Annotated in this window: 10 protein-coding genes; 5 read left to right on the top strand and 5 right to left on the bottom strand. The window is 34.3% G+C overall.

Going from position 1 to position 13707, the window contains the following annotated elements:
* Positions 1-12: 12 nt before the first annotated feature.
* Both ygfK and ssnA read right to left on the bottom strand, forming a co-directional pair.
* Entirely contained in the window at positions 13-3015 is a 3003-nt protein-coding gene (ygfK, locus tag ACREWB_RS00685; RefSeq protein WP_431545554.1) for a putative selenate reductase subunit YgfK, read from the bottom strand.
* A 19-nt stretch (positions 3016-3034) separates the two neighbouring features.
* Positions 3035-4366, bottom strand: coding sequence for a putative aminohydrolase SsnA (ssnA, locus tag ACREWB_RS00680; protein WP_431545553.1), 1332 nt, complete (start codon positions 4364-4366; stop codon positions 3035-3037).
* 292 nt (positions 4367-4658) lie between these two features.
* Between ssnA and dpaL the strand changes: the two genes are divergently transcribed.
* From dpaL to ACREWB_RS00655, 5 genes are all read left to right on the top strand, one after another.
* Positions 4659-5861 (top strand): diaminopropionate ammonia-lyase, encoded by a 1203-nt coding sequence (gene dpaL / locus ACREWB_RS00675; RefSeq protein WP_431545552.1) that lies wholly within the window; start codon positions 4659-4661, stop codon positions 5859-5861.
* 58 nt (positions 5862-5919) lie between these two features.
* Positions 5920-7230, top strand: a complete 1311-nt coding sequence (locus ACREWB_RS00670; protein WP_431545551.1) for a YgeY family selenium metabolism-linked hydrolase — start codon at positions 5920-5922, stop codon at positions 7228-7230.
* A 25-nt stretch (positions 7231-7255) separates the two neighbouring features.
* Positions 7256-8449, top strand: coding sequence for a knotted carbamoyltransferase YgeW (gene ygeW, locus ACREWB_RS00665; protein ID WP_431545550.1), 1194 nt, complete (start codon positions 7256-7258; stop codon positions 8447-8449).
* 91 nt (positions 8450-8540) lie between these two features.
* Positions 8541-9470: a carbamate kinase gene (arcC, locus tag ACREWB_RS00660; RefSeq protein WP_431545549.1), complete on the top strand. Its 930-nt coding sequence runs from the start codon at positions 8541-8543 to the stop codon at positions 9468-9470.
* A 29-nt stretch (positions 9471-9499) separates the two neighbouring features.
* Complete coding sequence (locus ACREWB_RS00655) at positions 9500-10819, top strand: uracil-xanthine permease family protein (protein WP_431545548.1); 1320 nt, start codon at positions 9500-9502, stop codon at positions 10817-10819.
* Between the two features lie 79 nt (positions 10820-10898).
* Here ACREWB_RS00655 and ACREWB_RS00650 read toward each other — a convergent pair whose 3' ends face one another.
* The 3 genes from ACREWB_RS00650 to xdhB all read right to left on the bottom strand — a co-directional run bounded on the left by ACREWB_RS00650 (position 10899) and on the right by xdhB (position 13702).
* Complete coding sequence (locus ACREWB_RS00650) at positions 10899-12248, bottom strand: NCS2 family permease (RefSeq protein WP_431545547.1); 1350 nt, start codon at positions 12246-12248, stop codon at positions 10899-10901.
* 79 nt (positions 12249-12327) lie between these two features.
* Positions 12328-12822, bottom strand: a complete 495-nt coding sequence (gene xdhC / locus ACREWB_RS00645) for a xanthine dehydrogenase subunit XdhC (RefSeq protein ID WP_431545546.1) — start codon at positions 12820-12822, stop codon at positions 12328-12330.
* On the bottom strand, positions 12815-13702 hold the full coding sequence (xdhB, locus tag ACREWB_RS00640; protein ID WP_431545545.1) for a xanthine dehydrogenase subunit XdhB: 888 nt from the start codon (positions 13700-13702) through the stop codon (positions 12815-12817). The genes xdhC and xdhB overlap by 8 nt, the downstream gene beginning before the upstream one ends.
* Between the last annotated feature and the right edge of the window lie 5 nt (positions 13703-13707).

Below are 13707 nucleotides of genomic sequence, written 5' to 3'. Positions count from 1 at the left end.
ACCTCACAATTTTTATATCATATAACTATAATCAGTGATTACAGCCCAAATCATATTCTCTATGTCTTTAGGTAATCCTGAATCATTGTCTTTAAGATTAACCTCTAAAACTTTGCCTTCTAATCTAACTTTTACGATGTTCTTATCCACATTCAAAATTACAAAACCCATGTTTTCACTGTTTTCAAAGTCTGCTTCTGTAGCATAAAGCGTAAACTTCTCTTTATATGGAGCACTACTATATGGACAGAAAGTTTCACAGTTTCCACACTCATTACACAGTTTATCAAGGTGGATTATTTGATGCATTTCTTTGCCCTTAACGTTTATTGTAACATTTGCGCGATTAGGACAAACATCCACACAAACTTCACAAATCGTTGAACATTGAAGGCATCTTTCAGTTTCATTAATACCTTTAGTAGCCATTTTAAGTATACCTTTTTTTGCATTTATTCCACAAATATCATCACCTAAACGTTCTGAACTAATTGTGAAATTATAATTTTTCTCCTCTTTAACTACAGCCCTTGCAAACTTAGTTGCTTCTGCTATACCTTGAACTACTGTTGAAGGACCATGTAGACCATCTCCAGCAACATACACTTTTTCAATGTTTGTTTCTAATGTTTCCTCATTTACAACAGCCTGTTCTCTTTCATTTACTAAAATATTGTTTTCTTTAAATATCTTAGGATCTACCTTCTCACCAACTGCTGATATTAAAATATCTGCAAGTATTTCTACCATCTCTCCACTTCCAACTGGTTTTCTTCTGCCACTTTCATCTGGCTCTCCCAGTTTCATAACTTCACATGTAAGAACCCCACTACTGATTTTCACTGGTGCTAATAACTCCTTAAACTCTACTCCATCTTCAATTGCAAGGTAAAGTTCTTCAGCATCTGCTGGCATGTATTTTTTAGTTCTACGGTACACTAAATATACATGTTCTACTCCCTTAACTTTTTTAGCTGCTCTAGCTGCATCCATAGCTGTGTTACCACCGCCTACAACTACAACATTTTTCCCAAGGGCAAGGCTGCTATCTCCACTTCTTAATCTCTCTAAGAATTCAATTACATTAATTACATTTTCACCTTTAATATCTAACTTACCTGGTTTCCATGCACCAATTGCAAGTAAAATATACTTATATCCTTGTTTCCTTAATTCATCTACAGAATTCTGCTCTGAGTTTAGGTGAACTTCAACTCCCAAACTTTTAATAAGCTCTACGTCTTTTTCAACAGTATCCCCTGATATTCTAAATTCTGGGACTACATGTTTTACTATTCCACCCAGTGATTTTCGTTTTTCAAAAATTGTTGCACTAATTCCTTCTCTTGCAAGGAAATAAGCTGCTGCAAGTCCTGTAGCTCCTCCACCAATTATAGCAACCTTTACGCTACTTTTCTCTGTTACTTTAATCTCTTTCATCAAATTATCATATGCATTTTCTGCAGCTTGTAATTTTATGTTTCTGATATTAACAGACTCATCACAGAAAATTCTACTACATTTACTCATGCACGCATGATTACATATTGTTCCCGTTATAAATGGAAGGGGATTTTTCAGTGTTATAACCTTTAATGCCTCAAGATGTTTATTTTGCCCTACAAGACGTATATATTCTGGAATATCTTGGTGTATAGGACATCCATCTTGACAAGAAGCAACAAAACAATCAACTAGTGGTACTTTTGCATTTATTTTACGACTAGGAATTGGTTTTATAGGCTTAATATGATGAATATCACTTATCGAGCTGTTTTTGAGTTCATACAATTTTTCATTATCCATAACATACCTGTTCTTATATTCTGATTCTTTAAGTGTTTCAGCGATTTGAACACATCTTTCATATCCGCCGATTTTTAATAACGTTGTTGCTATAGTTATAGGCCATATACCTGTTTCAAATATCTGTTTTATATTGAAAACGTCTGCTCCCCCAGAATAAGACATTTTAAGTGTGCCATTAAATTCTTTTGAAAGCTTATACGCAAGTGCTATTGAAAGTGGATATAGAGATTTTCCTGACATATACATCTCATCACCAGGTAATTCACTATTTTTAATTCCCACTGGCAATGTATTAGTTAATTTAACGCCAAAGGTTAATGAAGCGCCGCTTGCTAATTTTTGAAGGCGTTTAAACATAACAATAGCATCTGCATATTGTAAGTCTTCTATAAAATGATGATCATCAAAGGTCAGATAATCATATCCCATACTATCTAATGTTTTTCTTGCAAATTCATAACCTAATATTGTAGGATTACATTTTACAAAAGTATTCATACCTTTTTCACTTATTAAATATGTTGCAATACGTTCAATTTCTTTTGATGGACATCCATGTAGCGTTGATAATGTTATTGATGTACTTACTTTAGTTGATATATTCTCAACATATTCACTATCTATATTTTTAAATTTTTCTATATTATCTAAAGTATATTCGGTGCACTCTTTCCATATATCACTCTTAGATGCATCTTTTAGGCCCATAATAAAATTATCTATTTTAGGTGAGCAAATACCCTCAAAATCATAGCCTACGCTCATGTTAAAAATAAATCCATTAGGATCTCCAAGTTCTAATTCTTTAGATAATAATTTCAAGGCAAACCAAGCTTTAACATACTCATCATAAGCCTCAGGAATTCTAAGTTCTGTTGACCATTCTACGTTATAACACTCATCTGCTGCATTTATACATGGCTTTGATACCGGTAAATCTTCTCCATCAAGGGTTTGCACTGTTTTTAATTCAAAAAATCTACATCCAGAAACATAAGATGCAATTATATTTTGTGCAAGTTGTGTAGCTGGACCAGCAGCTGGACCAAAAGGAGTTTCTATTTTTTCACCAAAAATTTCAAGCACCTTGTTGTCATTGTTTTTAAAAAATTTGTTTACTCCAAATATCTTACCGTATTTTTTATTCTCTTCCATTATCCATTTCATTAAATCTTTAAATGGAATAGGTGTCATTCTATCTCCCATATCTAATTCCTCCTATTTTTTATTTATTGATTTTATTCCATAATTCATTTGATAATTCTCTTGATTTCATCATGATTTTTTCAGTATCAACACCGAGTATTTCGCGATCTTTCATAAGAATTTTACCATTTATCATTGTAGTTGTAACACACCTTCCACTTACTCCAAATAAAATATGAGAGTTTGCATTGTTTCCATCTAGTGGTGTTAGTGAATCATAATCTGCTACTATAATATCTGCATAAGCTCCTTTTTTTATAACACCAAGTGGTTTTTCAAAAAATCTATTAGCAATCTTTGCATTATTATCGAAAAGCATTAAAGGTACTTCACCCCATGCAACAGTTGGATCACAGTTATGATGTTTTTGCAAAACATTTGCAACCTTCATTGATTCAAACATATCGTTTGTATATCCATCTGTTCCAAGCCCTAATGTAATCCCTTTTTTTACAAGTTCAAGTACTGGTGTACATCCTACTGCATTGCCCATATTAGATTCAGGATTATGAACTACCATAGTGTCCGTATGCTTTAATAAATCCATTTCCCCATTATTTGTATGAATGCAATGAACAGCGATAGTTTTTTCACCTAAGATATCAAAATCAAAAAACCTATTTACTATTCTTTTATTATACTTTTTAAGGCAATCGTATACATCCGTTATACCTTCAGCTGTATGTACATGATAACCTGCACCTTCCGGCATATTCTGTGCACAATACTCAAGGGTTTTATTACTTAACGTAAATGATGCATGAAGTCCCATCATACCCTTTTGCATGTCCGAAGAGTCGTTTTTAACTTTTTTCATAAAATCAACATTTTCCTTTACAGCTTGTTTCATTTTTTCTTGTCCATCTCTATCAGAAACTTCATAACATAGTGAAGTTCGAATTCCAAGTTCTTTAGCCGCATCTGATATTTCAAATAAACTTCCTTCTATATTACCATAACTTGCATGATGATCAAAAACAGTTGTAACACCATTTCTTATACTATCTAAGTAAGTTGTATAAGCACTATATTTTGTATCTTGAAGGGTTAATAACCTATCTATTGTCCACCACATTCCTTCTAAAATATCTGAAAAGCCTTTAGGACTAAACCCCTTAATAGAAAGCCCACGAGCGAATGCACTATATATATGATGGTGAGTATTAATCATTCCTGGCATAATCATGCCTTTTCTAGCATCCACAAACTCAGCCGACCCATATTTTTTCTTCATTTGCTCTGTGGTTCCAAGATCTACAATAATATTATCATCAACACATACACAACCATCTTGGATAAATGTATTATTATCATCTCTAGTAAGTAGCTTACCATTACCTATTAATATCATAATTTTCCTCCTATAATTTATATTCTTTTTGATAGAAAAACAATTCAATTTATTAATTGATTATTCACATTACTATTATAAGTACATTTTATCATCTTTTTAAGATTTCTTCAATTGATTTACAAAAATTTTTGTAAATTTAAAATATTTTTGTAATTGTTATTGATTTTAGAAAAAATATTTGATATACTTGAATTATGAAATTGTTTAAATTTTCAGCTTTATTATATGATTTAATCGATATTATAACAAAGCAAAATATGATATATATGAAAACACAGGAGGTTTTTTTATGACAAAAATAAAGTGGGTACCTAATAAGCTCCCAAAAACATCTAATGAAACACTTAATATAATGTCACCTGAAAAGGTTTTAAAAGCTGCTTCATTTCATAAGAGCTTTCCACAGTATACTGAGACACCACTAGTTAAGCTAGATAAGATGGCTAATTTCTTAGGACTTAAAAGTCTATATGTGAAAGATGAATCTAAAAGATTTGGATTAAATGCTTTTAAAGTATTAGGTGGATCTTTTGCTATAGGTTCATATATTGCAAAGAAACTTGGAAAAGACATATCTGAACTACCTTACAATATTCTAACATCTAAGGAAACTCTTGAAGAATTTGGACAAACAACTTTTTTTACTGCAACAGATGGTAACCATGGAAGAGGACTTGCCTGGGCTGCTAATAAATTAAACCAAAAATGTGTTGTTTTTATGCCAAAAGGCTCATCAGAAGTTAGACTTGAAAACATCCAAAAAGAAGGCGCTACTGCTACAATAGAAGAAGTAAATTACGATGAATGTGTACGAATAGCAATGGCAGAATCAGCAAAGGTTCCGGGTTCTGTAGTTATTCAAGACACAGCTTGGGAAGGCTACAAAGAAATTCCAACTTGGATTATGCAAGGTTATGGAACAATGGCAATGGAGGCTAATGAGCAACTAAAATCTGATAACTCCTCCGCACCAACTCATATTTTTATACAAGCTGGTGTTGGTTCTCTTGCTGGTGCCGTTCAAGGATACTTTGCAAATGTTTATCCAGAGAATCCCCCAACAGTAGTTGTGGTGGAATCAAATTTGGCAGATTGTATATTCCGCTCTGCTAAAGCTAACGATGGAGAAGTAAGAATTGTTAGTGATGATATGCCAACCATTATGGCAGGACTTGCCTGCGGCGAACCAAATACAATAGCATGGGATATTTTAAAAAACAACAGCTCTCACTTTATATCTTGCTCAGATCATGTGTCTGCAAAAGGTATGAGAATACTTGCAGTTCCTCTTAAGGGTGATCCTAAAGTTATTTCTGGTGAATCTGGCGCTGTAACAATGGGAATCCTGTTTGATATCATGACAAACGATAATTTAAAGGATTTAAAAGAATCCCTAAAACTAAATGAAAACTCAAAAGTTCTACTCTTCTCAACAGAGGGAAATACTGACCCTGATTTCTACCGTAAAATTGTTTGGAATGGAGAATATTAATTTACCCTTTCCAATGCATATAAAATTTATCTAAAAATTATTATAGGAGGTATATATTATGGATTTTAATGGTATTAAACTAAGCGCAGAAGGTTATGAAACTCAAATGACAAAATTCTTACGTGACCTAATTGCTATCCCAGGTGAAAGCTGTGGAGAAGAAGGTGTTGTTAAAAGAATAGAGCAAGAAATGGTATCACTTGGTTTTGATAAAGTAGAAATTGATGCGCAAGGAAATATTTTAGGGTATGTTGGAACAGGTAAAACCCTTATAGCTTTTGATGCTCATATTGACACTGTTGGTCTTGGAGAACTTTCTAACTGGACTTTCGATCCTTATACAGGTTATGAAACTGAAGAAGAAATTGGCGGACGTGGTACGTCTGATCAACTTGGTGGTATAGTTTCTGCTGTATATGGTGCTAAGATAATGAAAGATCTTGACATGTTAAGTAAAGATTACACAGCCCTCGTAGTTGGATCAGTACAAGAAGAGGACTGTGACGGAAACTGCTGGCTGCACATAATAGAACAGGACAAAATTAAACCCGAATTCGTTGTAAGCACAGAGCCTACTGATAGCGGTATCTACAGAGGACATAGAGGACGTATGGAAATCCGTGTTGATGTTAAGGGTGTTTCATGTCACGGTTCAGCTCCAGAAAGAGGAGACAACGCAATCTATAAAATGGCTGAGATATTAATGGATGTCAAAAACCTTAACACAAATGATGCTGCTGATTCTACAGAAATCAAAGGTCTAGTAAAAATGTTAGATAAAAAATACAACTCTAATTTCGAAGAAGCAAACTTCCTCGGACGTGGTACTATAGCTACATCAGAAATATTCTTTACTTCACCAAGCCGTTGTGCTGTAGCTGACTCTTGCGCGATTTCATTAGACCGTCGTATGACATCTGGAGAAACATGGGAAAGTTGCCTCGAAGAAATTCGTCAGCTTCCAGCTGCTAAAAAATACAACGCAGAAGTTACGATGTATAAATATGAAAAAGAAAGTTGGACTGGACTTTCATACCCTCAGGATTGCTACTTCCCTACATGGGTTATACCTGAAGATCATGCTGTTGTTAAGGCAATGGAAGAATCATACAAAGGAATGTTCGGAACAACAAGAAGCGGTGCTACTAACACTGATGAAATGAGAAAAGCTCGCCCACTTACTGATAAATGGACATTCTCAACAAACGGAGTTGCTATAATGGGTCGTCACGGAATACCATGTATAGGATTTGGACCTGGTGCAGAAGCTCAGGCACATGCTCCAAATGAAAGAACTTGGAAAGAAGACTTAGTTAAATGTGCTGCTGTATATGCTGCTCTTCCAACAATCTATTGTAAAAACAAATAATCTAAATTAAAAGGAGTGTTTAATAATGGCTATAATGGATAAATATATTCAAAAACTTGACTCACTTGATTTTAAAAACATGTATAATAATGATTTTCTACTTACTTGGGAAAAAACACAGAATGAATTAGAAGCAGTTTTCACTGTGGCAGAATCTCTTAGAGAGCTTCGTGAAAATAACATATCCTCAAAGATTTTTGATAGTGGTCTTGGAATTTCACTATTCCGTGACAATTCAACTCGCACAAGATTTAGCTTTGCTTCTGCTTGTAACCTCCTCGGTCTTGAAGTTCAAGATTTAGAGGAAGGAAAATCTCAGGTTGCACATGGTGAAACAGTAAGAGAAACTGCTAACATGATCTCTTTCATGGCAGATGTTATAGGTATCCGTGATGATATGTATATTGGAAAAGGTAATACTTATATGCGCGAAGTATCTAACGCTGTGAAAATAGGTAATGAAGACGGTATATTAGAACAACGTCCTACACTTGTTAATTTACAATGTGATATTGATCACCCTACACAATGTATGGCTGATGCTCTTCATCTTATAAATGAATTTGGTGGTATTGAAAACTTAAAAGGCAAAAAAATTGCTATGTCTTGGGCATATTCCCCATCATATGGTAAACCACTTTCAGTTCCTCAAGGAATAATTGGACTATTAACTCGATTTGGAATGGATGTTGTTCTTGCACATCCTGAAGGTTATGAAGTTATGAGTGAAGTTGAAGAAGTTGCAATTAAAAACGCTGAACAGTATGGTGGATCATTTACAAAAACAAATTCTATGGCAGAAGCTTTTAAAGATGCAGACATAGTTTATCCAAAAAGCTGGGCTCCTTTTGTTGCTATGGAAAAACGTACAGATTTATATGGTAATGGTGATACTGCAGGTATTAATTCACTTGAAAAAGAACTTCTTGCACAAAATGCAGAACATATAGATTGGCAGTGTACTGAAGAACTTATGAAAACAACAAAAGATGGAAAAGCACTTTACATGCATTGTTTACCAGCTGATATTTCTGGACTTAGTTGTAAAGTTGGAGAAGTTGACGCATCTGTCTTCGATCGTTACCGTAAACCGCTTTATAAACAAGCTTCTTATAAACCTTATGCTATAGCTTCTATGATTTTCTTAAGTAAAATTAAAAATCCTCAAGGCGTTTTAGCTATGCTTGAGAAAAATAATGTAGAACGCAAAATAAAATAATGCTTTAAATTGCTTTTCATAAAAGGCTACATGAAATTTTTAATTTCATATAGCCTTTTCTACAAAAATTTATTAATGGAGGTATAATTTTATGAACAAGAAAATAGTAATAGCACTGGGTGGTAATGCTCTTGGTACTAATTTAAAAGAACAAATGGAAGCTGTCAAATCTACTTCAAAAGCTATAGTTGACCTTATCGAAGCTGGCAATGATGTTGTTATTTCTCATGGAAATGGTCCTCAAGTTGGAATGATTAATATTGCAATGAGTGAACTTCGTAAAAATAATCCTAAATATTCGTCTGTACCTATGTCTGTCTGCGTTGCAATGAGTCAAGCTTATATTGGTTATGACTTACAAAATGCATTAAAAGAAGAACTTTTTAATCGTAACATAAGCAAAAATGTTTCAACCATAATAACTCAAGTTGAAGTAAATCCAAGTGATAAAGCCTTTGAACATCCAACAAAACCTATTGGAAGTTTTATGACAAAAGAAGAAGCTGATACTTTTGTAAAGACTGGTAAACAAGTTGTTGAAGATGCAGGTCGAGGATACAGAGAAGTTGTAGCTTCACCAAAGCCAGTAGGTATTGTTGAAATTGAAACAATAAGATCCCTAGTTGATATAGGCCAAGTTGTTATTGCCTGTGGTGGCGGTGGCATACCTGTCATAAGAGAAGGTAATCACCTAAAAGGTGTAAGCGCAGTTATTGATAAGGATTTCGCTAGTTGTACTCTTGCAAAAGAACTTGATGCAGATTGTCTTATTATTTTAACAGCAGTAGAAAAAGTTGCTATTAATTATGGCAAACCGAATGAAAAATGGCTAGGAAATATTACAACTTCTGAAATTAGTCAATATGCAAAGGAAGGCCACTTTGCTCCTGGATCAATGTTACCTAAAGTAGAAGCTGCTATTGATTTTGCCTCATCAAAAGAGGAAAGATATTCCCTCATAACCCTACTTGAAAAAGCTAAGGATGGTATAGCAGGTATTACAGGGACTACAATAAAATAAGCAAAGTTAAATATTAGGAGGATCTTTTTATGAGTTCTAATCAAAAGTCACTACTATTTAAGTTTGATGGTATGCCATCAATAAAAGAAATTATACCATTAGGCCTTCAACACGTTGTTGCTATGATTGTTGGGTGCGTTACACCTGCTCTCATAATTGCTGGAATTGCAAATCTTACTGGTCCAGACAAAATTTTACTTGTACAATCTTCACTGTTTTTCGCAGGTATAGCAACACTAATTCAAATTTTTCCTCTAGGCAAGGTTATCGGTTCGAAGCTCCCTGTAATTATGGGAGTAAGTTTTGCATATGTCCCTACACTTGCAGCTATTACTGGTGAATTTAATCTTGCTACAGTTTTTGGAGCGCAAATAGTAGGTGGAATAGTAGCCATATTTTTTGGAATATTCCTTAAAAAGCTTATAAAATTCTTTCCACCACTTGTTACTGGTACAGTTATTTTTGCCATAGGATTATCCCTGTATACGGTTGCTATTAAGTATATAGCTGGTGGCGTTGGTTCTCCTACGTTTGGTTCTCCTTTGAACTGGACCGTTGCCATGATAACCCTTGGAGTTGTAGTCTTTCTAAATTTCTTTACTAAAGGAACTCTTAAACTAGCATCCATTTTAATAGGTATAATTGTTGGGTATATTCTTGCACTATCCCTTGGAATGGTGTCCTTTGATTCATTTGCTTCAGCTGGACTTTTTCAAGCACCAAAGCTTATGCACTTTGGTATAAGCTTTAATGCTACAGCCATAATATCTATGGCTATAATGTATATTGTAAATTCTGTTCAAGCTATAGGTGATTTATCTGCTACTACGGGTGGAGGCATGGATAGAGAGCCTACCCACAAGGAGCTTTCTGGCGGTATTATTGGAAACGGTTTCTCTAGTATACTTGGTTCACTCTTTGGTTGTATGCCAACTGCAACGTTTAGCCAAAATGTTGGTATAGTAATTACAAATAAAGTTATCAATAAATGGGTATTTGCATTTGCTTCTTTTGTTGTTATTTTAGCAGGACTTATTCCTAAATTTGCCTCACTACTTACAACTATCCCTCAATGTGTTCTTGGTGGAGCAACAATCTCTGTTTTTGCCACTATAACAATGACAGGAATTAAAATGATTTCCTCATCCAAGATTACAATGAGAAACTCAGCAGTTGTAGGTATTTCAATAGCCTTAGGTATGGGTATTGTTCAAGTTCCTGATGCATTTGCTCTATTCCCAACATGGTTTATATCTATATTTGGTAAATCATCTATCGTTGTTACAACAATAGTGGCAATAGCACTAAATCTTATCTTACCAAAAGATAAGCCACTAGATAATGTATAATTCTCTATTATTCTACAAGTGCCTGTCACTCAATAAAAAAAAACAATTCGCTTAAGCGAATTGTTTTTTTTTATAACTTTTAGCCTGTAACAATTAATTTACCAACAAATATTATCGCCAAAATATAAATAACGATTGAAACTTTCTTTCTCTTAGTATGATCCTTAGTAAATAAGTTATTGATTCCGTTTAATACAGCATAAGAAAGAAGTCCAATTGTTAAACCATCTCCTATACTATAAGTAAGTGGCATCATTATGATTGTTAAGAAAGCAGGTACTCCCTCAGTGAAATCATTAAAATCTATCTTAGTTATTCCACCTATCATGAAAAATCCTACTATAATGAGTGCTGGTGCAGTTGCACACATTGGTATTGCAACAAATAATGGTGAAAAGAACATTGCTATTAAGAATAATATTCCTGTTACAACAGAAGCAAGTCCTGTTCTAGCGCCTTCTGCAACTCCCGCTGAGCTTTCTACGTAAGTAGTTACAGTTGAAGTACCAAGGACAGCTCCCACAGTAGTACCAACGGCATCTACAAGTAGTGCCTTTCCAGCATTTTTAACCTTACCATCTTTGTCAACCATTCCAACCTTAGACGCAACTCCTACTAAAGTTCCTACAGTATCGAAAAAATCAACAAATAAGAATGTTAATATTATTATAAGAAAATCCAGTATTCTACTTGAATCTGTTAAGTATGAAAAATCTAGTTTAAAAGCAATTGGGGACATTGATTGAAGTTTAAATATTCCTTTTGGAGTAGCTATTCCATAAGTTGCTGCTGTTATTGGTGCTATCATAGCATATATCCAAGCTGCTCCAGCACTTGCAACTATTCCCCATAATATAGCTCCTCTAACTTTTTTCTTTGACAATACTACTATTACGATTACTCCCAGTACTGTGATTAGTACTGCTGGGCTTTTAAACGTACCCATAGCTACCTTTGTTGCATCATTGCTAACTACAATTCCAGCATCTACAAAACCAATAAATGCTATAAAAAGTCCGATACCTGCAGTAACTGCCAATTTTAAAGTTGTTGGTATAGCATTAACTACTGCTTCTCTTACATTGGTTAATGATAATACAATAAAAATAAGACCTTCTACAAATACAGCTGCCAGTGCCACTTGCCATGGAATTCCTTTTCCTAATACTACACTAAAAGCAAAGAATGCATTGAGTCCCATTCCTGATGCTAATGCAAAAGGTAGATTTGCATATAATCCCATAGCTATTGTAGTAAGACCTGCTGTTAAACAAGTTACTGTAACTATGGCACCCATATCCATTCCTGTAGCACCTAAAATATTTGCATTAACTGCAATAATGTAGGCCATAGTTAAAAATGTTGTTATCCCTCCAATAACCTCCTTTTTTACGTCACTTCCATTTTCTTTCAACTGAAATCGTTCCATCTTTGTTCCCCCTCAATTTTTTTATAATTAAGCCCTATGAGCTATCACAGGGCAAAATTTAAAACATTGTTTTATTGTATCATAATTTTGTATTTTTACAATCACAACGATGAACTTTTGTTTTTTCTACGGCATTTAATATATTTTCATAACCTGTACAACGGCACAGATTACCAGAAATTCCTTTTTTAACTTCTTCAGTTGTATACTCTTTATCATCTTCAAGAACAGCAATAGAGGACATAATAAATCCGCAGGTACAGAAACCACATTGCACAGCACCTTCCTCAATAAATGCTTCCTGAATATCTGATATATTCCCATCAGAATCCATGAGTCCTTCAGTTGTACGAATTTCTTTACCTTCTGCCCAAACTGCAAGATAAATACATGAATCATAGGCTTCACCATTAATAAGAACAGTACAAGCTCCACATTCTCCAACCTCACAGCCTTTTTTAACACTTGTAAGATTAAGCCCATTTCTTAAAACATCAGTAAGTGAATCTCTATCATCTATCATAATTTGTGTAGGCTCACCATTTACTATAAAGCTTAATATTTTATTAGCCATTGATTACACCTCCACATTTTTTTATACATTCCTTTAAGGCCCTTTTACTGAGTTCCCCCACAAGCTGAAGTCTGAAATCTTTAGATGCACGCCAAGATGTCCGAGGATTCACTTCAGTCTTTGCTGTTTCGGAAAAAATATTAAACATATCCTCAGTAAAACCCATTTCCTTTATAGCTTCTTCAGCTTTAAAACATCTCATAGGAATTGGAGCTGCAACGCCGTAAGCAAGACGTACATCTTCTATCTTATCCTTTTGTGCATTAAGTTTACAAACTACGCTACAACCAAGAGTTGCAATATCCATTGCATTACGCATAGCATATTTAATGTAATTACCACTAAAGTTTTCATAATTTTCTTTAGTGATATAGATAGCTGTAAGTATTTCTGCATTTTTTAAAGTAACTTTTCCTGGCCCTGCGTAGTACTCTGAGATAGGAATAACCCTTTCTCCATCAGGACCTTGTATTTGGAGCTTAGCATTTAGTGCAAATAACGTGGATGCACTATCAGCACTTGTAACACCATTTGAAATATTTCCTCCAATTGTACCAATGTTTCTTAATTGTGGACCTCCTATTTCATCAACTGCTTCTCCAAGGACTGGGATATATTTTTGGATAATATCATTTTTAGTTATGTGTGAAAAACTTGTAAGTGAACCTATCTTTATGCTACCATCCTCTTCAAGAGTTACTCCTCTTAGTTCATCTAGTCCAAAAATACTTACAAGAGAGCATCCAGCAAGCTTGCCATGACGAATGCTTATAAGCACGTCACTCCCGCCTGCAATAATTATAGATTTTGGTTCCAGTTCAAGATGACTTATAGCATCCTTTACTGAAGTTGCCTGGTATATTCTTTCAATATCATACATTGTTA

The organism is Clostridium sp. (assembly GCF_050717635.1).
Classification (GTDB): Bacteria; Bacillota; Clostridia; order Clostridiales; family Clostridiaceae; genus Clostridium_AD.
This window is presented reverse-complemented; position numbering and strand designations above follow the sequence as displayed.